18 protein-coding genes are annotated in these 19,620 nt (G+C 71.6%); 8 read left to right on the top strand and 10 right to left on the bottom strand.

The annotated features are described in order from the left end of the window. Positions 1–92: 92 nt before the first annotated feature. From HUT10_RS33975 to HUT10_RS33955, 5 genes are read left to right on the top strand one after another with little or no spacing between them, the layout of a single operon-like run. Entirely contained in the window at positions 93–644 is a 552-nt protein-coding gene (locus tag HUT10_RS33975) for a YbaB/EbfC family nucleoid-associated protein (protein WP_176174926.1), read from the top strand. A gap of 11 nt (positions 645–655) precedes the next feature. Further along, positions 656–964: a type VII secretion target gene (locus HUT10_RS33970; protein WP_176174925.1), complete on the top strand. Its 309-nt coding sequence runs from the start codon at positions 656–658 to the stop codon at positions 962–964. Further along, positions 964–4,617 (top strand): hypothetical protein, encoded by a 3,654-nt coding sequence (locus HUT10_RS33965; protein ID WP_176174924.1) that lies wholly within the window; start codon positions 964–966, stop codon positions 4,615–4,617. Before HUT10_RS33970 ends, HUT10_RS33965 begins: the two co-directional genes overlap by 1 nt. Then, positions 4,614–5,168 (top strand): hypothetical protein, encoded by a 555-nt coding sequence (locus tag HUT10_RS33960; RefSeq protein WP_176174923.1) that lies wholly within the window; start codon positions 4,614–4,616, stop codon positions 5,166–5,168. Before HUT10_RS33965 ends, HUT10_RS33960 begins: the two co-directional genes overlap by 4 nt. 15 nt (positions 5,169–5,183) lie before the next feature. Continuing rightward, the gene (locus HUT10_RS33955) at positions 5,184–6,029 is read left to right on the top strand and encodes a ferredoxin (RefSeq protein WP_176174922.1); all 846 of its coding nucleotides are present in this window, start codon (positions 5,184–5,186) and stop codon (positions 6,027–6,029) included. Here the strand turns inward: HUT10_RS33955 and ilvA are convergent. Then, complete coding sequence (gene ilvA / locus HUT10_RS33950; protein WP_176174921.1) at positions 6,014–7,216, bottom strand: threonine ammonia-lyase; 1,203 nt, start codon at positions 7,214–7,216, stop codon at positions 6,014–6,016. The two genes, HUT10_RS33955 and ilvA, sit on opposite strands and share 16 nt — an antisense overlap. Positions 7,217–7,311: 95 nt before the next feature. On the opposite strand from ilvA, the gene HUT10_RS33945 reads away from it, so the two are divergent. Together HUT10_RS33945 and HUT10_RS33940 are read left to right on the top strand one after the other, a co-directional pair. Continuing rightward, positions 7,312–7,584: a hypothetical protein gene (locus HUT10_RS33945; RefSeq protein WP_176174920.1), complete on the top strand. Its 273-nt coding sequence runs from the start codon at positions 7,312–7,314 to the stop codon at positions 7,582–7,584. An 81-nt stretch (positions 7,585–7,665) separates the two neighbouring features. After that, the gene (locus HUT10_RS33940; RefSeq protein ID WP_176174919.1) at positions 7,666–8,142 is read left to right on the top strand and encodes a pyridoxamine 5'-phosphate oxidase family protein; all 477 of its coding nucleotides are present in this window, start codon (positions 7,666–7,668) and stop codon (positions 8,140–8,142) included. A gap of 3 nt (positions 8,143–8,145) precedes the next feature. Here HUT10_RS33940 and HUT10_RS33935 read toward each other — a convergent pair whose 3' ends face one another. The 6 genes from HUT10_RS33935 to HUT10_RS33910 all read right to left on the bottom strand — a co-directional run bounded on the left by HUT10_RS33935 (position 8,146) and on the right by HUT10_RS33910 (position 14,863). Continuing rightward, positions 8,146–9,303 (bottom strand): cystathionine gamma-synthase, encoded by a 1,158-nt coding sequence (locus HUT10_RS33935; RefSeq protein WP_176174918.1) that lies wholly within the window; start codon positions 9,301–9,303, stop codon positions 8,146–8,148. A gap of 50 nt (positions 9,304–9,353) precedes the next feature. Next, positions 9,354–9,779: a hypothetical protein gene (locus HUT10_RS33930; protein ID WP_176174917.1), complete on the bottom strand. Its 426-nt coding sequence runs from the start codon at positions 9,777–9,779 to the stop codon at positions 9,354–9,356. Next, positions 9,780–10,172 carry a hypothetical protein gene (locus tag HUT10_RS33925; protein WP_254897139.1) on the bottom strand — a complete coding sequence of 131 codons (393 nt, stop codon included), beginning with the start codon at positions 10,170–10,172 and terminating at the stop codon, positions 9,780–9,782. 406 nt (positions 10,173–10,578) lie between these two features. Continuing rightward, complete coding sequence (locus HUT10_RS33920) at positions 10,579–12,084, bottom strand: hypothetical protein (RefSeq protein ID WP_176174916.1); 1,506 nt, start codon at positions 12,082–12,084, stop codon at positions 10,579–10,581. A 125-nt stretch (positions 12,085–12,209) separates the two neighbouring features. After that, complete coding sequence (locus tag HUT10_RS33915) at positions 12,210–13,580, bottom strand: cystathionine beta-synthase (protein ID WP_176174915.1); 1,371 nt, start codon at positions 13,578–13,580, stop codon at positions 12,210–12,212. Positions 13,581–13,918: 338 nt separating this feature from the next. Beyond that, positions 13,919–14,863 (bottom strand): pentapeptide repeat-containing protein, encoded by a 945-nt coding sequence (locus HUT10_RS33910; protein ID WP_254897138.1) that lies wholly within the window; start codon positions 14,861–14,863, stop codon positions 13,919–13,921. 112 nt (positions 14,864–14,975) lie between these two features. On the opposite strand from HUT10_RS33910, the gene HUT10_RS33905 reads away from it, so the two are divergent. Then, positions 14,976–16,196 (top strand): acetyl-CoA C-acetyltransferase, encoded by a 1,221-nt coding sequence (locus HUT10_RS33905; protein WP_176174914.1) that lies wholly within the window; start codon positions 14,976–14,978, stop codon positions 16,194–16,196. A 47-nt stretch (positions 16,197–16,243) separates the two neighbouring features. Here the strand turns inward: HUT10_RS33905 and HUT10_RS33900 are convergent, their stop codons facing one another. From HUT10_RS33900 to HUT10_RS33890, 3 genes are all read right to left on the bottom strand, one after another. Further along, complete coding sequence (locus HUT10_RS33900; RefSeq protein ID WP_176174913.1) at positions 16,244–17,512, bottom strand: YeeE/YedE family protein; 1,269 nt, start codon at positions 17,510–17,512, stop codon at positions 16,244–16,246. Between the two features lie 153 nt (positions 17,513–17,665). Beyond that, positions 17,666–18,406, bottom strand: coding sequence for a hypothetical protein (locus HUT10_RS33895; protein ID WP_254897137.1), 741 nt, complete (start codon positions 18,404–18,406; stop codon positions 17,666–17,668). A 154-nt stretch (positions 18,407–18,560) separates the two neighbouring features. Next, positions 18,561–19,394: a Bax inhibitor-1/YccA family protein gene (locus HUT10_RS33890; RefSeq protein WP_176174912.1), complete on the bottom strand. Its 834-nt coding sequence runs from the start codon at positions 19,392–19,394 to the stop codon at positions 18,561–18,563. Between the last annotated feature and the right edge of the window lie 226 nt (positions 19,395–19,620).

Below are 19,620 nucleotides of genomic sequence, written 5' to 3'. Positions count from 1 at the left end.
GAGACCTGCTGGTCCCCTATGGTGGCCTTTGACGTGAATCGGGAACCGACGGCGTCCCGGCTCCGTCTGTCTGATGGAGGGAAGGGGGCGGCATGCCGGACAGCATCGACGCCAGCGACGCGATGATCGACAACTGGACCCAGCGGCTCGAGGAGAACGCCGCCCGGTACCAGGCGCTGGCCGATCGCGTGCAGGGGCAGACGGTCACCGAGCGGTCGAAGGACGGCACGGTCCAGGTGACCGTCGACTCCCGCGGGCTGCTGAAGAACCTCGTCATCGCCGAGACCGCGGCCGGGAAGCGGATGGCCGAGGTGTCGGCGCAGGTCATGCAGCTGGTGCAGCGGGCGCAGGCGCGGATCCCGGAGCTGCTGCAGCAGGCGATGACCGAGACCACCGGCACCGGCGACCAGGCCGCGGCCGAGATCGTCCGAGAGGCGCAGAGCACGTTCCCGGCGCCGCCGCCCGAGCCCGAGCCGGCGTTCCCGGAGCCTGACCGCGTCCGCCGGTTCCTGCCGGAGGACACCGAGGAGCCGCCGCGGACCCCGCCAGCGCCACCCGCGCCGCCTGCTCCGCCGCAGCCGCCGCGGCGCCGTCGTCCGGTGGACGACGATGACGACGACTTCGGCGGGCCGATCCTTTCCTGAGGGGGAAACCGATGACGGACATGGAACTCAGCACCGACCTGACGGCGCACGCGAAGCAGCTCGACGCCATCGGTGACGGGCTGCAGCAGGCCGTCGACGCGGCGAACCAGGTGAGCATGCCGACCGACGCGTACGGCATCCTCTGCCAGCCGTTCCGGATGATGCTGGATCCGGTGGAGCAGTACGGGATCGACGCGTTGAAGGACGCCGTCCAGGCGATGACCGCGGTGTCGGGCAAGGTCCGCGAGGCCGCGGCGGCCTACCGCCGGTACGAGAGCGGGGTCGCCGACGACCTGAACTCCTCCGCGGGCGGTGCGTGATGCCGGAGGGCAACCCGCTCGTCGCGGACGCGAAGAAGGACCCGGACGGGCCGGGCGCGTTCACCGCGGGCAACGGCGACTACGGCTGGGCCGGCGGCATCGGCATCGCCGAGTCCTCGATGGACGCGTTCAACGGCATCAAGGACGGCGACTGGGTTTCCGGCGGCCTCGGCGTGCTGTCGCTGGCCGGCGAGGTCGCCGGGGCGGCGATCGACCCGTTCGGGTACCTGATGTCGTCGGTGGCGTCGTTCCTGATGGAGCACATCCAGCCGTTGAAGGACATGCTGGACTCGGTGGCGGGCAACCCTCCGGTGATCCAGTCCTATGCGGACACCTGGGGCAACGTCTCGAAGGCGCTGGGCGAGCGCAAGACGGACTTCGACAACGCGGTCAAGAACGGCACGACGGGCTGGACCGGAGCGGGCGCGGACGCCTACCGGAAGTTCGCCGCCGAGCACTCGGACGCCCTGTCGGGCGCGGCGACGGTGGCCGGGGCGATCAGCACGGTCACGATGATCATGGGCCAGGTCGTGTCGTTCGTGCGCGAGACCGTGCGGCAGCTGATCGCGGACCTGGTCGGCAAGCTCATCGCGTGGGTGATGGAGGAGGTCTTCAGCCTCGGCTTCGGCACCCCGGTGGTGGTGGCCCAGGCGACGGCGGCGATCGCCAAGTGGGGCAAGAAGATCGGTGAGCTGCTCAAGAAGCTGACGGACACGATCCGGAAAGTGTCGCCGCTGCTGTCGAAGCTGGTGGACTTGTTCGAGAAGATCGCGAAGGTCTTCGGGAAGGTGCTGGGCAAGGTAAGCGGGCTCGACGGGCTGAAGGTCAAGGAGGGCGGGTTCGTCCGGAAGATCCCGAAGGAGGGCGGCGGGGTCCACACCCGGGCCCACGGCGGGGACGGCGGTTCGGACGGTTCCCACGGCGGCGACGGGGATTCCTCGAGCGGCGACGGCTCGCACGGCGGCGATGATTCGCCGAGTTCCGACCCGATGAATACGGATCCGGGCGCCCGCCGGAGTTCGAGCCGGGAGGGCTCGGGTTCGCCGGACGGAGAGGGTTCACCACCACACACCGGCGACGGAGAGGGTTCGCACGCGGGCGACTCGAGCTCCTCACCTGCGGGCGAAAGCGGCTCGCCACACACCCGCGGGGACGGAACTTCCACGCACGCCGGGGAGAACACACCGTCGCGAGCAGGCGACAGCAACCCCGCCCCCACCCGGGGCGGCGACGGCACGCCGCCGCACACCAGCCCCTCGCCCACCAGGGGCAGCGACGCCACCCCGTCGCACGCTGGCGACAATGGCCCCTCACCCACACGGGGCGGCGATGGCACGCCGTCGCACACCGGCGACACCAGCCCCTCACCAACCCGAGGCGGCGATGGCACGCCGTCGCACGCAAGCGACAACAACCCCTCGCCGACCAGGGGCAGCGACAGCAGCCCGTCGCACACCGGCGACACCAGCCCCTCACCAACCCGAGGCGGTGACGGCACGCCGTCGCACGCAAGCGACAACAACCCCTCGCCGACCAGGGGCAGCGACAACAGCCCGTCGCACACCGGCGACACCAGCCCGTCGCCCACGCGAGGCGGCGCCGGCGACAATGCTCCCTCGCCGACCCGGGGCGGCGACAGCAGCCCGTCGCACTCCGGCGACAACGGTCCCTCTCCCACCCGAGGCGGGGACAGCAGTCCCTCTCGGGGCGGTGGGGATGCTTCCTCGCCGTCGCGTGTTGCTGATGGCAGCGAAGCTCCGAGCAGTTCCGCGCCTCCTCGGCACGACGGGTCCACCTCGGCCAGCGGGACCGCTCCCGCCGCTCCGCGGACCGGGGAGCCCGGGGCCGTCCCGGCGGCTCGGGGCGGGGACGGTGCCTCCGTCCCCGCGCAGGGTGGCGCTCCGCTGATGGGCGGCGGTGGCGTGCCACCCGCGGGCGGGCCCGGTGGTGGCCTCGGCGGCGGTTCCCCGCGCGCCGGTGGCGGGCCGGGCTGGACCGGTACTCCCGGGAGCCCCGGTGCGCACGTCGACGCGCCCGGCAGGCCACGCTCCGGCGGTGACCTGCCCGGCGGTGGCCGTCCGCGGACTCCGGATGCTCCCGCGCCCGCCGCCCGCGGGTTCGGGCCCGGGACGCACGCACCCGATGCCCGGCCCGGCACGCACGCGCCCGGCACCCGGCCGCACGAAACCGGCCCCCACCAAAACGGCCCGCACCAGAACACTCCCCACGAGAACGGCCCGCACGACAGCACCCCGGGCCACCACGACCCGGACGGCGCCACCCCGCACCACGACAGCACCCTCACCCCCGACGAGGTGAACGCGCGCCACGCCGAAAGCACCCCGTCGGGCAGCTCCTACCACGCCGGCGATCCCGAGCTGGGCGACCTGCCCCACCGCGTCCAGCCCGACCCCGGCGGCCGCTACACCGTCGACGTGCACGTCACCCCGGATGGCCACGCCCGCATCGGCGACCGCCTCTACACCCCCGAGGAATTCGCCGACATCCTGCGCCGCAACGGCGACTACGACGGCCGCCCGATCCGGTTGATCGGGTGTGATGCCGGCTCCAACGACTTCGCGCACCGGCTCTCGCGCGAGCTCGACACCGAGGTCATGGCCCCGACCAAACCCGCCTGGACGGACTCGCACGGCCGGGTCTTCTCCTCCGACTACGAAATCGGCCCCGACGGGCGGATGCGCCCCCGGATCCCGCCGGACGGCGAGTGGAACACCCACCACCCGGACGGCTCGACGCACCGGGCCGGTGACGACGGCTTCGCGCCCGACAGCCACCACGGCGACCAGCACGACGTCGACGCCGACTCCGCGGTCGACCGCGGGCAACGGCCGTACGACGCCGCCGAGCGCGACCAGGACATGCGGGATCTCCGCCGGGAGAACCGGGATCTGCGCGAAGAAGGGCTCGAATCGGTCCGCCACCACGACGGCCGGAACGTCAACCCGACGACGGACGACCTGCGGCGGCCGCACGACCGCGCCCTGACCACCTCGAGGTACCGCAGCCTCGAGGGTGGGGTGGAGGACATCCACAGCTTCAGCGGGAAGACCCACGACTGGGCGCCCGCGAGCGAGGGCCCGAGCTACCCGAAGCACGAGCGCCTGTTCGAGACCAAGGAAGCCGGCACCTACCGGCCCGAACTCGGGGAGCCGGACCCGACCAACAAGTTCGGGCGCACCCACGACTCGGAGCCCAAGCTCATGGAGGAGCTGGTCCGCCGCGACTTCGCCGAGCGGTCGGGGCTGCCCCGCGAAGAGGTCGACGACATCGTCAAGAAGCAGATCGAACGCCTGCGGCGCGAAGAAGCCGCCGGTGCCCGGTCTTACGACAACGGGCTCAAGGGCGACATCGCCCGCGCCCAGGACCGGATGGACGGCGCACTCGACGAGATCAACCGGCGGGCCGCCGAACGCGCGGCCACGCGCGGCGAAACCTACACGCCGATCACGCGGGAAGGCATGGACGGTGATCTGCGGATGGTCGTCGACCTGCCTTCCACGAAACGCGACAACATCCCCGTGGACTACCAGATCTGCGACTCGTGCCAGGATGTCATCATGCAGTTCGAGAAACTGTTCCCGAATGTCCGCGTCGAGGTCGTCAACCTCAAGGGCGAGGAGCTGATCTGGTGACCACGCCGAATACCGACCCCGCCGCGCGGATCCGCGAAATCTTCGCCGGAGCCGTGTCGGACGGCCTCCGCGCGGATTCCGTGCGAGGAGCTTCCGACGCCGAAATCGACGGCTGGGCCGCCGAGCAGGGCGCCCGCGCCGTTCCGGAGGCCGTTCGCGAAGTCCTCCGGCTGATCGGCCGGGACCACGGGTTGTGGCTGGCCGGGAGCTCGCTCGGGGTCGGCGCGGTGCAGCGGGACGCCAAGAACCACCTCCTGGCCACCCTGACCACGATGAACGATCCGCTGGAAGACCCCGAGGGCGCGCTGGTGCTGGTCGAGCACCAGTCGTACACCTTCCACGTCGTCGACGGCGCGAAAACCGACCTCCCCGACCCCCCGGTCTGGCTCGTCACCGAAGGCGAAGGGGCCGAAGAACAATGGGAAAGCGTTTCTTCGTGGTTCCGCGCGATAACGCCCGACGTCGCGCGTTATCGCGAACGGCTGGAAGTAATGCAGGAACTGGGTCGCCGACGAATCCCGGATTGGGCGCAATACATTGAACCCCGGTGAAGCGCGGCGAGCGTCATGACCCAGCCACCGGGTCCGCTGCGCCCGGACCAGCAGCAGGAGATCGTCCGCCAGATCGGGGCGGTGCTGATGTCGCAGGTGCCGCCGGGGTGGCGGCAGGTGCGCGTGGAGTACCGCGCCGCCGGGCGGCACGTCGAAGCCGACCTGCTGGTCACCGGGCCGGACGGCGTGCCCCGGCCCGGTCCGCCGCACCCGGGAGCCGTGCGGCTGCTGGGGGTGCTGCGCTCGGGGATGTACCAGCCCGGCTTCGGCACGTGGCTGGGCGCGATCCTGGTGTTCGAGCCGGCGCAGCCACCCGACGTCGACTTCGTGCGGCCCGACCTCGAACCGCCGTTCCGGCAGCAGCCGCCGCCGATCGGGTTCCAGGACGAGCTGCGGTTCTTCCCGCGCGCCGACGAGCACATCCCGGCGTGGCTGCGGGAGCGCGCCGGGCTCGCCCCGGCGCCCGCGGCCGGCGAGGTGCGCACACCGCGGATCTACGACGGCGTCGACGCGACGGGAAAGCCGCTGGTCCGGCGCGCACCGCTCGTCCCGGCGGAAGCCGAGCGGGTGCTCGCCTACCTCGACGCGGCGCCGGTCATCCTGGCCTCCCGCAGCAACGGGCCGGACGCCTTCGCGCCGGACCGCACGGACGCCGTCCCGATGAACTTCCGCACCGACGGGGCCTGGGCCTGGCCCGGCGCGGTGGCGTACTACCTGCGTGAGCACGGCGTGCCGCCGGACCCGGACCTGGTCGCCCACATCCGGGCCCGCCGCTTCACCGCGCCGTCGGAGGTCCCCGAACCTGCCAAGGACCTGGCCTTGGCCGCCATCACCGGCGAAAGCCCTCAGACGACCGTGTAGCCCGCGTTGGACAGGGCGAACTCGACTTCCTTGCAGTGCTCGGGCCCGCGGGTCTCCAGCGCGAGCACGACGTCGGCCTCGCCGAGGTCGAGGCTGCCGGAGATGCGCGAATGCTCGACGTCGAGCACGTTCGCGCCCAGCTCGCTGACGCACTTCAGCACGCCGACCAGCGAGCCCGGGCGGTCCGGCACCCGCAGCCGCAGGTGCAGGTAGCGGCCGCCCGCGGTCATGCCGTGCTGGATGATCTGCAGCAGGAGCACCGGGTCGACGTTGCCGCCGGAGAGGATGGCCACGACCGGGGGCTCGAAGATCCCGGGGTGCTGCAGCAGCGCGGCGACCGGCGCCGCACCGGCCGGCTCGACCACCAGCTTCCGCCGTTCCAGGCACAGCAGCACCGCGCGGGACAGGAACTGCTCCGACACCGTCACGACGTCGTCGACCAGCGACTCGACGTGGGCGAAGCTGACCAGGCCGGGCTCGCCGACCGCGATCCCGTCGGCCATCGTCGACGTCGTGCTCAGCCGCACCGGCGCGCCCGCGGCCAGCGACGGCGGGTAGGCGGCGGCTTCCTCGGCCTGGACGCCGACGACCCGGACATCCGGGCGCAGCGCCTTCACCGCCGACGCGACCCCGCCGACCAGCCCGCCGCCGCCGGTGGCGACCAGGATGGTCTTCACCCCCGGCACCTGCTCGAGGATCTCGAGGCCGACCGTGCCCTGGCCGGCGATGACGTCCGGGTGGTCGAACGGGTGGATGAACACCGCCCCGGTCCGCTCGCCGAACTCGATCGCGGCTCTGAGCGTCTCCTCCAGGAGGGCGCCGTGCAGGTGGACGTCGGCGCCGTAGCCGCGGGTGGCGGCCAGCTTCGGCAGCGGGGCCCGCAGCGGCATGAAGACGGTGGACTTGGCGCCGAGCAGCGACGACGCCAGCGCGACGCCCTGCGCGTGGTTGCCGGCGCTGGCGGCGACGACGCCCCGATCTCGTTCGGCCTGGGTGAGGCCGTGGATGCGCGTGTAGGCGCCGCGGATCTTGAACGACCCCGTCCGCTGCAGGTTTTCGCACTTCAGGTGCACCGGACCGCCGTGGAGTTTGCGCAGGTCGCGCGCGTGCTCCATCGGCGTCACCCGGGTCACTCCCTTGAGGAGTTCCCGGGCGGCCTGGATCCGCTCGAGGGTGACGAGTTCCATGGGCCGGACTATGCCACTCAGGAACTCCACAGGTTGACCGGACCGTTATCCGGGTACCCTGGGTCGCGTCAACACACGGTAAACAAGGAGCGAGCATGGCAGCCGGGAACGACGCGGACACCGCCCGACGGGCTCGCGCCACCCGCTCGGCCGGCCTGCTCCCGCTCGTCATCGGGCTCGCTTCGGCCGCCGCGCTCACCGGGGCGGCCTACATCACGGTGGACAGCGCCTCGTGCGGGTCGCCGGCCCAGTACATCCGCCACGACAGCCACGTCGAGCTGGTCGGCGGCTGTGTGGACGGCGCGAAGCTGCCGGCCACCGGCCCCGCACCGAGCGGCGGCGTCGTGCACGGGAACTACAACCCCTGACCTGGGGTGTTACCCCGGTGTGCCCGGGGAACACGAAAGTGCCTTCTTCCGCAGGCCGCAGCAGTCACCGATGATCATCGGGTGACCACCGTTTACGAGCCGGGCCGCGGGCCCGGACCCGCCAAGCCCACCGAAGAAGCGTCGAGCCGGCTGCTGGCCGCCCACAGCCTGGGCGCACTGGCCACCGTGAACCGCGGCGGCTTCCCGCACCTGTCCACGGTCGCCTACGCCTGGGATCCGGAGGCGCGCGTGGTGCGGATCGGGTCCACCGCGGGGCGTGCCAAGGTGCGCCAGCTGGCCCGTGATCCGCACGCTTCGCTCTACGTCGGCAGTGACGACCACCTGGCGTTCGCGGTCGCCGCAGGGGTGGCCGAGGTGTCACCGGTCAGCGCGGTGCCCGGTGACGAGACCGGCCGGGAGCTGCTCGCGATGCAGGCGCCGTTCGACGACCCCGAGCAGGAGGCGGCGTTCCTGCGGAACATGGTCGAGGACCGCCGCGTGGTCATCCGGCTCCGGGTGGAGCGGCTCTACGGCGGCGGCCTCGACGTCGGTGCCTGAGGCTCAGCCCAGGGCCGCCAGCAGGTCCGCGACCAGGTCGCGGCCGTCCTCGATGCCGACCGACAGGCGGAGCAGGTCGGCCGGGACCTGGAGGGTCGAGCCGGCCGTGCTCGCGTGGGTCATCTTGCCCGGGTGCTCGATCAGCGATTCGATGCCGCCGAGCGACTCGGCGAGGATGAACAGCTTCGTGCGGCTCGCCACTTCCAGGGCCGCCGCCTCGCCGTCCACGTGGCTGAAGGAGACCATCCCGCCGAAGCGGCGCATCTGCTTCGCCGCCGTCTCGTGGCCCGGGTGCTCCGGCAGGCCGGGGTAGTAGACCTTCGCCACCTTGGGGTGCTTGACCAGGGCCTGGACGATCTTCTCGGCGTTGTCGCTGTGGCGCTCCATGCGCAGGGCGAGGGTCTTGATGCCGCGCAGGGTCAGCCACGCGTCGAACGGCCCTGGCACCGCGCCCGCGGCGTTGCGCAGGTAGAAGAACTGCTCGCGCAGCTCGTCCTCGTTGGTGATGATCGCGCCGCCGACCACGTCGGAGTGGCCGCCGAGGTACTTCGTCGTCGAGTGCAGGACGATGTCCGCGCCCAGCGACAGCGGGTTCTGCAGGTACGGCGTCGCGAAGGTGTTGTCGACCACCAGGCGGGCGCCGGCGTCGTGCGCGACCCCGGCCAGCGCCGCGATGTCGGCGACGCCGAGCATCGGGTTGGTCGGCGACTCGCACCAGATCAGCTTGGTCTCCGGCCGGATCGCGGCGCGCACCTCGTCGAGGTTCGCCAGGTCGGCGACGGTGTGCTCGACGCCCCACAGGCTGAGCACCTTGTCGATCAGGCGGAACGTGCCGCCGTAGGCGTCGTTGCCGAGCACGAGGTGGTCACCGGGGCGCAGGGTACTGCGCAGCACCACGTCGGAGGCGGCCATGCCGGAGGCGAAGGCCAGCGCGTGCCGGCCGCCTTCCAGCGAGGCCAGCGCCTCTTCCAGCGCCGACCGGGTCGGGTTCGCGGTGCGCGAGTACTCGTAGTCGCCCTCGCGGGTCCCGCCCACGCCGTCCTGCGCGTAGGTCGAGGTCTGGTAGATCGGCACGATCACCGCGCCGGTGCGGGGGTCGGGCTTCTGACCGGCGTGGATCGCGCGCGTCTCGAAGCCCAATTCGGAGTAGTCGTCCACCATCGGTTCAGCGTACGGGCCGCCCCTGACATTCCCGACAGGTGGGATGGGTCTCAGCGACGCGTCCAGCGGCGGGTGGCCGGCCGGGCCGCCAGCACCAGCAGCACGACGAACGGCGCCGCGATGACGACCGCGCGCAACCAGGGGACGCCGATCCCCGTCGGCCCGCCCACGACGAACACGACGAGCCGGTAGCGGAGCACCGTGTCGGCGATCGCGGCGACCACCGCCAGCACCGCCGCGAACAGGCACAACAGCCGGCCCGCCTCGACGCGCGCGAGCAGCGCCACTCCGCCGAGGACGAGGAGCAGGCCGACCACCGCGTCGGCGATCTGGCCGGGGACCAGCAGGTCGCTTTGGCCCAGCCCCTGCACGAGGCTCCACCAGAAGGTGCCCAGCAGGAACCACAGGCCGCCGAGCACCGCGAGCACGCCGGCGGCGATCGCCGGGGCCGGCCGGGGCGGGGCCGTGACCGTCACTCACCAGCTCCGGGACGAATACGCACCCTGGCCGGACAGCACCGGGACCACCGACGTGCGGTAGCGCAGGTAGCGGAACGTCGGCGGCAGGAACGCCAGCACCAGGACGAGCACCGCGAGCCCGGCCAGGCCGACGCGGTCCACCATCGCGAACCCGCCGTGGGTGAACATCGCGTCGGCGAAGCGGGCCGGGGGCACGCCGACCGACATCGGCTCGGTGAGCAGGGCGCCGATGGCCAGGAGGGCGCCCAGGCCGAGCAGGACCGCGCCCGCCGTCGCGCGGAACAGCGTGGCCAGCGAGCCGAGGAGGAGCACCAGGCCCGCCACGACGTACGCGGCGAGGTCCACCAGCACCCAGCCCGGCAGCGCGTCGAGGCTGAATTCGGCAGGCATGTCGAGGAAGATCTTGACCGGCACATATCCCGCGGCGACCGCGGCCGGAATGCCGAGCAGGCCGGCGAGAACCGCCGTTACTCCGGATGGCCGAGCCGATGAATACGAATGCGAATGCGCCACCGGGTATCGGTGCGGACCGGTCACAACTCCCCCATCAGCCGAGCGCTGGACGACGGCGCTCACCCTAACCGGAATCGGGGGAACCAAACCGAAATGTGAACGGAATTCGGCCGGACGGCGGAACCCAAGATCATTTTTGTGCGGTAGTGGCGGAAATGCCGTCACGCGATCACGCGCAGTGCCGAACGGCGCTTTGTCGTCCTCTTCGGACAATTGTGGACCGGCGGAAATGCAGCGTGCCCCGGAGCCGAATCGGCTCCGGGGCACGAAGGCGCGTGCTAGCTCACCACTGCTGCTGCGGGGGCTGGCCGGGCTGGCCGAACCCGCCGCTCGGCGGGCCCTGGTGACCCGGCTGCTGGCCCCAGCCCTGCGGCGGCTGACCCGGCTGCCCGGGGTGCCCCGGCTGCCCGGGCTGTCCCGGCTGGCCGTAGCCACCGGGCTGCCCCGGCTGGCCGTACCCGCCCGGCTGACCCGGCTGCGGGAACCCGCCGCTGGACGGGTTGGGCCCGCCCGGCTGCCCGTAACCGCCGGGCTGACCCGGCTGACCCGGCTGGCCGTAACCCGGACCGGGCTGCCCCGGCTGGCCGTAGCCACCGGGCTGCCCGTAACCGCCCGGCTGGCCGAAGCCCGGCTGCTGCTGCGGGCCACCGAAGCCCGGCGGCGGCCCGCCGAAGCCCTGCGGCCCGCCCGGCGTGGCACCGCCGCCACCGAGGCCGACGAACTGCTGCGTCGCCGGGACAAGCCCGAGCACGCCCACGATCAGGATGAGGACACCCAGGATCAGCGGCGGCAGCCCGATCCCGAACGTGTCCCGGCTGGACGCGCCGACCACGCCGCCGCTCGGCGTCATGCCGATCTTGAGCAGCAGGGCGAAGACCGCGAGGATCGCGCCGCCCGCGACGATCGCGATCGGGACGAACTTCCGGAGCCCGCCCAGCTTGCCCACGAGCGCCAGCCCGATGCCACCGGCGAGGGAGATCAGCGACCCCAGCAGGATCATCACCACGTAGAACCAGACGAGCCCCGGGCCGATGATCCCGGCGGCGTCGAGCGCCTTCTGGATGATCTCCTGGCTCGCGGTGTCGTTGACGAGCGTCGAGTAGTCGCTCGCGTCACCCATGTAGTTGAACGAGATGATCAGCGCGATCAGGCCCAGCAGGGCCACGATGCCACCGGCGATGTAGCCGAAGAGGGCGTTGCCACCCGCGGCCGGCGCACCGAACGGCTGCTGCGGCCCGCCGAAGCCGGGCTGCTGCTGGCCACCGAAACCGGGCGCGCCGAACCCCTGCGGCTGACCCGGCTGGCCGTAGCCCGGCTGCTGCCCGAAGCCGCCCTGCTGCTGGCCCGGCTGCCCGAACCCGCCCGGCTGCTGCCCGAACCCACCGGGCTGCTGGCCGAAGGCGGCGGCCGGGTTGTCGGCCGCGCTCGGCGGCGGGGTGTACGGGATGGCCGGCGGCGGCTGGGAGCCCGGGGGCACCAGCTGCGTCGAGTCCGCGACCGGGGCGTCGCCGCCGCCCGCCGGGTTCACCATCTGGGTCGCGTTCGCGTCGACCGGCGGCATCGCCTGGGTCGCGCCCGCCCCGCCGTCACCCGGCCGGCCCGGCTGGACGACCTGGGTCGGCTCCGGCGTCTCCCCGAACGGGGAACCACCCTGGTGCTGGGCGGGCTGGACGACCTGGGTCGGTTCCGGGCTGCCGAACGGGTCCTGCTGCGGCTGGGGGCCACTCGGCGGGCCCTGAGGTGGCTGGCCGCCACCCCACGGCTGGTTCGGTGGCTGCGGTGCACTCATGTGGGTCTTGAACCCCCTTGACGAGGACGCGAAAGTGTTCTACTCGCGCCCACGCTATCGGATCGCCCGGCAGGGCGCTCGTAACGCCCCTGCCGGGTCCGCCGATCTATCCCTTTCCGGCTCGGTCAGCGACCGGCCAGGAAGCCCAGCAGGTCGTGCCGGGTGACGACCCCGGCGGGCTTGCCGTCGACCAGCACGAGCGCGCCGTCGGCGCCTTCCAGCGCGGTCATCGCCGCGCCCACCTGCTCGCTGCCGCCGATCGTCGGCAGCGGCGGTGACATGTGCCGCTCGAGCCGGTCGGCCAGCTGCGCCTTGCCGGTGAACAGCGCGTCGAGCAGGTCACGCTCGTTGACGGCGCCGACGACCTCGGCCGCCATCACCGGCGGCTCCGCGCTCACGACGGGCATCTGGCTCACGCCGAACTCGGAGAGGATCGCGATGGCCTCGGCGACGGTCTCGTTCGGGTGCGAGTGCACCAGCGCCGGCAGGTGGCCGCTCTTCTTCGTGAGCACGTCGGCGACCGTCGCGCCGGAGGAGTCGGGCGGCAGGAAGCCGTAGGAGGACATCCAGGTGTCGTTGAACACCTTCGTCATGTACCCGCGGCCGCCGTCGGGCAGCAGCACGACCACGACGTCGTCCTCGGTGAGCCGCTCGGCGAGCTTGAGCGCCGCGGCGACGGCCATCCCGCAGGAGCCGCCGACCAGCAGGCCCTCCTCGAGCGCGAGCCGGCGGGTGATCTGGAAGGAGTCGGCGTCGGAGACCGGGATGATCTCGTCGGCGATGGTGCGGTCGTAGGTGTCCGGCCAGAAGTCCTCGCCGACGCCTTCGACCAGGTACGGGCGGCCGCTGCCGCCGGAGTAGACCGAGCCCTCCGGGTCGGCGCCGACCACCTGCACGCGGCCGTCGCTGACCTCCTTGAGGTACTTGCCGGTGCCGGAGATCGTGCCGCCGGTGCCGACGCCCGCGACGAAGTGCGTGAGCTTGCCGTCGGTCTGCTTCCACAGCTCGGGACCGGTGGAGAGGTAGTGGCTCTCCGGGTTCTGCGGGTTGGCGTACTGGTTGGGCTTCCAGGCGCCGTCGATCTCACGGACCAGGCGGTCGGAGACGTTGTAGTAGGAGTCCGGGTGCTCGGGCGCGACGGCCGTCGGGCACACCACGACGCGGGCGCCGTAAGCCTTGAGCACGTTGCGCTTGTCCTCGCTGACCTTGTCCGGGCAGACGAACACGCACTGGTAGCCCTTGCGCTGGGCGACCATGGCCAGCCCGACGCCGGTGTTGCCGGACGTCGGCTCCACGATCGTGCCGCCCGGGCGCAGCTCACCGGAGGCTTCGGCGGCCTCGATCATGCGCAGCGCGATGCGGTCCTTGACCGAGCCACCCGGGTTCAGGTACTCGACCTTGGCCAGCACGAGCGGCTTGAGCCCCTTGGTCAACGAGTTCAGCTTGACCAGCGGGGTGTTGCCCACGAGGTCTGCGATGTGCTCTGCGTACTCCACAGGGCCAGCCTAAACGGCCCACCGATGAGGTTGTCCAGTCGTGCACGATCGAGGCCCGAGCGGACTCCGGGTGCGCGTCGGCGATGGTGGGCAGTGCGCGCGAGGTCGGGCCGCCCGGCCCGGACCTCAGGCAGCCACCAAGCCGCTCGTCCGCACCGGTACCGGCCCGAGGGCCGCTGCACACTGAGCCGTCATCCCGTCCCGGAGGTTCCACCCGGCGTCGATGACGCTGCGGCAGCCCGTCCGTGGGCCCGCGGACGCCCAGTAGGCGGCCCGAGTGGTGATCATCGCCGGTTCACCTCCTGTGGCATGGCGACTGTCTCCTTGGTGCGACGATCCTATCGGCTCGCCGGTTGCCCGGGTTCGCCCTTTCGTGTCAATTCCGCACGGCCGGGACGGTCGGCGATCGGCCGTTCTTCCCAGCCCGGCGGCCACGTTCTCGGAAAGCCCCCGTCCGCTTCCGCGCCCGCGAGCCGGGCCGCGGACTTCGTGCCGAAATCGGCCGGACCTGCGAAGACGGCACCGTGGAAGCTTTCGCGCTCGCCGCCGAAAACGGTTCCGCGGAAATCGACGCGGTCGGCGAAACGAGCCTTGTTGAAGTCCGCTTTGGTGCGGAATTCGGTGCCGCGGAACGACGCCAGTTCGAGAAAAGTCGCGCCGTAGCAGGTGATCGAACGGATCGTGCAGTGCGTGAGGGTCAGCCCGACCAGCTTCGCGCCGGAGAAGTCGAGGTCGGTGTCCGGCCAGAAGTCCCCGCTCGGCTGCTCGGCACGACCGCGGCGAAGGTGCAGCATGAGGATGCGCTGCGCGGCCTTCCGGACCTGCAGCTCCTCCTTGTCCTTCTTGGGGTTGAACGGCATCCGCAGGTAGGCGCAGAAGACGTTGACGATCGTCTGCCGGTGCTCCGGGTGCCCGGCGGCGAGCCGTTCGAGCGCGTACAGCCCGGCCAGCCGGACCGGCGCCTTGTCGCTGCCGAGCTGATCGGCGGCCTTGCCGTACATCTCGGTGATCCGGCGCTCGGTGGCGTCGTGGTCCTTCTGCACCAGCTCCAGCTCGGCCGACCGCTGCCGCCGGGCGGCGAGCAGCAGGGCGGCCGCGCCGCCGGTGCCGACGACGATGTTGGCGGCGGTCTTCAGCGCGTCCAGCCGGGCCGAGTCCTCCGGGCGGCCACCGCCGAGCAGCGTCAGCAGCACCGCTGCGGCGGCCCCGGCCGTCACCAGCAGCCCGGCGCCCCACAGCACGATCGTCCTGGTCCGCAGCACCCGTTCGAGGTCGTTCGGCACGGCACCGGATGATGCCAGTGTTGCCTTGGTCGCGTTCGGCTTTGACCGGGACGGCGGAGACGGCAGTATGGTGAGCAACCGCTTAGCACGCCGATACGAGGATGTGTCCGCCATGCCCGAAGCCGTCATCGTCTCCACCGCGCGCTCGCCGATCGGGCGCGCCAACAAGGGCTCGCTGGTCGGCATGCGGCCCGACGACCTGACGGTGCAGATGGTCCGCGCCGCCCTGGACAAGGTCCCGCAGCTCGACCCGGCCGACATCGACGACCTGATGCTGGGCTGCGGCCTGCCGGGCGGCGAGTCCGGGTTCAACATGGGCCGCGCGGTCGCCGTCGAGCTGGGCTACGACCACCTGCCCGGCTGCACCATCACCCGGTACTGCTCTTCGAGCTTGCAGACCACCCGGATGGCCTTCCACGCGATCAAGGCAGGCGAGGGCGACGTCTTCATCTCGGCCGGCGTCGAGACCGTCTCGCGGTTCGGCAAGGGCAGCTCGGACTCCTGGCCCGACACGCACAACCCGCTGTTCGCCGACGCCGAGGCGCGCACCAAGGCGACCGCCGAGTCCGGCACCGACACCTGGACCGACCCGCGCACCACCGGGGACGTCCCCGACGTCTACATCGCGATGGGCCAGACCGCGGAGAACCTGGCCCGGCTGAAGGGCGTCACGCGCGAGGAGATGGACGAGTTCGGCGTCCGCTCGCAGAACCTGGCCGAGAAGGCCATCGCGGACGGCTTCTGGGCCAAGGACATCACCCCGGTGACCCTGCCGGACGGCACGGTCGTGTCGAAGGACGACGGCCCGCGCGCCGGCGTGACCGTGGAAGGCGTCTCCGGCCTGAAGCCGGTGTTCCGCCCGGACGGCCGCGTCACGGCGGGCAACTGCTGCGCGCTCAACGACGGCGCGGCGGCGCTGGTGATCATGTCCGACACGAAGGCGCGTGAGCTGGGCCTGACGCCGCTGGCGCGGATCGTCTCCACCGGCGTCACCGGGCTTTCGCCGGAGATCATGGGCTACGGCCCGGTCGAGGCGTCCAAGCAGGCGCTTTCGCGCGCGGGGCTGTCGATCGGCGACATCGACCTGGTCGAGATCAACGAGGCGTTCGCGGCGCAGGTCATCCCGTCCTACCGCGACCTGGGCATCGACCTGGACCGGCTGAACGTCAACGGCGGCGCGATCGCGGTCGGCCACCCGTTCGGCATGACCGGCGCCCGGATCACCTCGACGCTGATCAACTCCCTGCAGCACCACGACAAGCAGTTCGGCCTCGAGACGATGTGCGTCGGCGGCGGCCAGGGCATGGCGCTGATCATCGAGCGCCTTTCCTGACGTCGTGAAGCGAAGCCCCCACCCGGCGCGGGTGGGGGCCTTCGCCGTCAGCACACGCTGTCGGACGGCTCCGGGTTCGCCAGCCCGAACAGCGGCCGCAGCTTGAGGCCGATCCAGGTGCCGCCGAGGGCGAACACGCCCCACAGCCAGCCGTGCAGGCTGCCCGTGGAGATGCCGCCGAGGTAGGCGCCGATGTTGCAGCCGCCCGCCATGCGCGCGCCGACGCCCATCAGGACGCCGCCGAGGAGGGCGGCCACCGCGGTGCGCCACGGGATCGAGCTGTGGATCTTCCACGCGCCCGCGGCCGCGGCGGCCACCGCGGCGCCGATCATGATCCCGATGTCGGTCAGACTGGTCTTGTCGCGCCAGATCGGGCCGGCCAGCGACGTCGCGTTGGCCTTCAGCCGCCAGAACTCCCACGACTCCGGGTGCAGCCCGAAGACCTGCAGGAGCTTGGCGCCCCAGAGCGCGAAGGCGCTGGTGATGCCCCAGATCCCGCCGGAGACGAGGAAGACCGCGGCGGCCAGCACGCCGAGCACGACGGCGCCGACGAGCATCGGCCACGAGCCGCGGAAGACCCGGGCGAAGCCACGGGCGGTCGGGACGACGTCGACCGGCGGCGGCGTCCGGCGGCGTTGCACCGCCCGGGTCACGAGGACGATCCCGGCGAGGACGGCGATGGTGATCGACCACGAGCCGAACCAGCCGACGTGGTCGGCGAGCAGCACGCCCTTGAGCTCGGGCCAGCCGGACAGCACCGGGTACGCCCAGGTGTAGAGCACCGAGCCGGCGATGAACCCGCCGAGGGTAAGCACGATGGCGGACTGGCCGGAGCCGACGGCGAACAGCGTCCCGGACGCGCAGGCGCCGCCGAGCTGCATGCCGATCGCGAAGAGGGTCGCGCCGACGAAGAGGGCGAGGCCGAGCGCACCCGCGGCCGGCGCCGGCTTGCTGCCGAAGAGGCCGCTGCCGGTGCCCGCGATCAGCGCGACGAGCGTCGCGGCGGTGCCGAGCAGGACGGTGTGGGCGCGCAGCCCCTGCCCGTTGCCGACCGCGATCAGCTGCCGCCACGCCGAGGTGAAGCCGAACCGCGAGTGGAACAGCGCGAGCCCGAGCCCGAGGCCGAGCAGCAGCAGGACGCCGAACTTCGCGCCTTGGGTGGCCCAGACGTACCAGGTCAGGCCGGCCGCCAGCACACCGGCGACGGCCAGCGGGCCGATCTTGACCGGGTCCTCCGGCCGCGGCACCGGCGCGGCGCAGGACGTGGGGAATTCGAGGAACTTCTTTTCACCGATCGGGGATTCGGTCGTCGCCACCGGCTACTCCAGGCTCGGGCGGGCAGGACGATCAAAGCTAGATCGGGTGACGGTCCGGTCGCAGCCCGTCGCACAGTGTGGGACGAACGGAGCAATCCGGGTACGCAAAAGGCCCCCTCGCCGACGCGGCGAAGGGGCCTTCGTGGACTTGCGCTATTCGTTCGTCTTGACGCACATCGTGGTCGCCGGCTCCGGGTAGACCGCGACGCGGGTGGCGTCGGTGCCTTCGCAGACGTTCTTGTCCGCCTGGCCCGTCACGACCTTGACGAGCTCGCCGTCCTTGGTCGGGTCGGTGCACGGGACCTTCAGGTAGCCCTTGGTCTGGGACGTGAAGTTCGCCAGGCAGTCGCCCTGCTTCGCGTTGATCATCAGGCACAGCTTGTACGAGCTGCGGCCGCTGACCGAGTAGGTGTCGTAACCGGCGTCGGAGCCGCCGGGACAGGTGTCGGAAGCCGTCTCCAGCTTCTTGGCGATCTTGACGTTCGCCTTCGGGTCGTTGCAGTCGGCCTTCACCGGGTCGTCGCCGCCCTGGGTGAACTCGGTGATGGTGAGGCAGTCACCGGCGTTCGAGGTGGCAGGCGACTTCATGAACGAGACGATCCCGATGACCACGATCGCGACCAGCACGAGGGCGCCGATGCCGGCGAGGATCAGCCGGGGGCCCTTCGAGCGCTTCGGCGGGGCCGGCGGCGCGGGCGGGAAGCCCGGCTGGCCGGGCGGCGGGCCGAACTGACCCGGCTGGCCCTGCGGCGGCTGGCCGTACGGGCCCGGCTGGCCGTACGGCTGCTGCGGCTGGCCGTAAGGCTGCTGCGGCTGGCCGCCGGGAGGCGGTCCGTAGGGATCGGGCTGACCCACCGGCTGCTGGCCCCCGGGGGCCGGAGGGGGAACGCTCACTGTGAACCTCACACATGTGAAATGAGAACCGACCGGGTTATCAAACACGCAGGGTGAGCGTCGTCCGCAGCGGGGTCCCTGTATGCATTAATTACCCACAGAAAAGGCGCCCCGCCGATTACGGAGCGCCTTCACTGAGGGACTGTGAGCCAGGTTACTCGCGGAAGTACGAGAGCAACCGGAGGATCTCGAGGTACAGCCAGACCAGGGTGGTCATCAGGCCGAACGCGGTGTACCAGGCCCACTTCGACGGCATGCCTTCGCGGATCATCCGGTCCGCCTGGTCGAAGTCGAGCAGGAAGCTGAAGGCCGCGATGCCGATGCAGAGCAGGCTGAACAGGATGGCGATCGTGCCGCCGCCGCGCAGCGGGTTGAAGCCGAAGGCGAACGTGCTGATCAGGTTGAACAGCATCAGGATCGCGACGCCGACGGTGGCGCCGACGATCCACTTGGTCAGCTTCGGCGTGACCTTGACCGCGCCGGTCTTGTAGACGACCAGCATGCCGATGAACACGCCCGCCGTGCCGATGATCGCCTGCAGCGCGATGCCGGGGTAGATCGCCTCGAACACGCCGCTCAGCGCACCCAGGAACAGGCCTTCGGCCGCCGAGTACGTCAGCGTCAGCGCGCCACTGGGCTTCTGCTTGAAGATGATCACCAGCGAGATGACGAGGCCGACGACCAGGCCGCCGAGCATCGCGCCGATGAGCGCACCGGGGAGCCGGCCGGTCTCGGTGATCTGCACCTGGGCCCAGATCGCCGTGACCACCCCGACGAGCAGCGCGACGCCGAGGGACATCCCGGTCTTGACGACGACGTCGTCGACGGTCATCGGGCGGTCGCCCTCGCCCGACGCGGCCCGGCCCGGGCCGTACCCGGGCACGCCGCCCTGGGGTTGGTTGAAGCCCACCGGGGGCCCGTACTGCCCGTATGTCTGGGTTCCGCCGCCGGGCAGGTTGCGGAACGCCGGGTTGCTACTGGAACGCACCTGATCCTCCTGGATCTGCTGCTTCGTGGATCATCGCTGCATCGGGTTCAACGACCGCCGCGGGCGCGGGGTTCCCGTCGAGTAAAGACGACTTTACTCGACGACGGCCGCGCTGCCTCGGACGACACGGTAAGCGACGAACGTCACGACCGTTCGGCGACAGCCACCCGAAGAGCGGTACACAGTTTCCTTCCGTGGCGCAACGCTCACCTGGCGTGCCCGGATC

Origin of the sequence: Amycolatopsis sp. Hca4 (assembly GCF_013364075.1) — a bacterium.
Taxonomy (GTDB): Bacteria; Actinomycetota; Actinomycetes; order Mycobacteriales; family Pseudonocardiaceae; genus Amycolatopsis.
Note: the sequence above shows the minus strand (reverse complement) of the source record. Positions and strands in the feature narration are given on the sequence as shown.

Excerpts from the sequence above, each read along its gene's own strand:
- HUT10_RS33955 (WP_176174922.1), top strand. The coding sequence starts at position 5,184 with ATGACCCAGCCACCGGGTCCGCTGCGCCCGGACCAGCAGCAGGAGATC.
- HUT10_RS33945 (WP_176174920.1), top strand. The coding sequence starts at position 7,312 with ATGGCAGCCGGGAACGACGCGGACACCGCCCGACGGGCTCGCGCCACC.
- HUT10_RS33905 (WP_176174914.1), top strand. The coding sequence starts at position 14,976 with ATGCCCGAAGCCGTCATCGTCTCCACCGCGCGCTCGCCGATCGGGCGC.
- HUT10_RS33975 (WP_176174926.1), top strand. The coding sequence starts at position 93 with ATGCCGGACAGCATCGACGCCAGCGACGCGATGATCGACAACTGGACC.
- HUT10_RS33970 (WP_176174925.1), top strand. The coding sequence starts at position 656 with ATGACGGACATGGAACTCAGCACCGACCTGACGGCGCACGCGAAGCAG.
- HUT10_RS33965 (WP_176174924.1), top strand. The coding sequence starts at position 964 with ATGCCGGAGGGCAACCCGCTCGTCGCGGACGCGAAGAAGGACCCGGAC.
- HUT10_RS33925 (WP_254897139.1), bottom strand. The coding sequence starts at position 10,172 with ATGCCTGCCGAATTCAGCCTCGACGCGCTGCCGGGCTGGGTGCTGGTG.
- ilvA (WP_176174921.1), bottom strand. The coding sequence starts at position 7,216 with ATGGAACTCGTCACCCTCGAGCGGATCCAGGCCGCCCGGGAACTCCTC.
- HUT10_RS33935 (WP_176174918.1), bottom strand. The coding sequence starts at position 9,303 with ATGGTGGACGACTACTCCGAATTGGGCTTCGAGACGCGCGCGATCCAC.
- HUT10_RS33920 (WP_176174916.1), bottom strand. The coding sequence starts at position 12,084 with ATGAGTGCACCGCAGCCACCGAACCAGCCGTGGGGTGGCGGCCAGCCA.